Genomic DNA, 465 nt, shown 5'->3' on the forward strand with positions numbered 1-465 from the left:
TACACCCACTCCTCGACCTTGAATTCCCGCCGATCGTAGCTGCCCAGGGTATAGCCGACGTCGTCGCGGTGATCCGGATCGCCGCACTTTTGCTGTACTTCGAAGGCCCGGTCGCCGACGCTGACCAGCGCACTGCCGCAACGCATGGTGTCGGCCTGCGCGCTCGCGCAGGCAAGGTATAGCAGGGGGGCCGCGAGGGCGGCGAATCGCTTGTGCAAAGTATCACTCGCTATCCAGGTGCAGTTGGGTGTCGACATTACCCTTGTCTTCGCCTTCGGCGAAACTGACGTCGATCAAGTAGATGCGATCGTCCGGCAACTGGCCTTTCTCCACCAGGTAATCCTTGATCCGGGTGGCCCGGGCCTGGCCAATCTGGCGCAGCAGCACCTGGCTCTTGGCCCAGGAAGCGATCACCGCTTCGCGCATCTTCGCGGTGCGTTCGTCGCTGTCCAGTTCCTTCCACTC

The 465-nt window shown here is 62.4% G+C and carries 2 protein-coding genes; both read right to left on the minus strand.

Features of this window, described 5'->3' with window-relative positions; all coding sequences use genetic code 11:
- On the minus strand, nt 1-257 hold a 257-nt coding region (locus ACLJNW_RS23185), incomplete at its 3' end, for a DUF2845 domain-containing protein (RefSeq protein ID WP_410961083.1).
- Nucleotides 223-465, minus strand: a 243-nt coding sequence (locus tag ACLJNW_RS23190; RefSeq protein ID WP_410961084.1) for a hypothetical protein, incomplete at its 5' end; no start/stop codon positions are given. The genes ACLJNW_RS23185 and ACLJNW_RS23190, both read right to left, overlap by 35 nt.

Source organism: Salmonella sp. SAL4457 (assembly GCF_046548235.1).
Classification (GTDB): domain Bacteria; phylum Pseudomonadota; class Gammaproteobacteria; order Enterobacterales; family Enterobacteriaceae; genus Salmonella; species Salmonella enterica.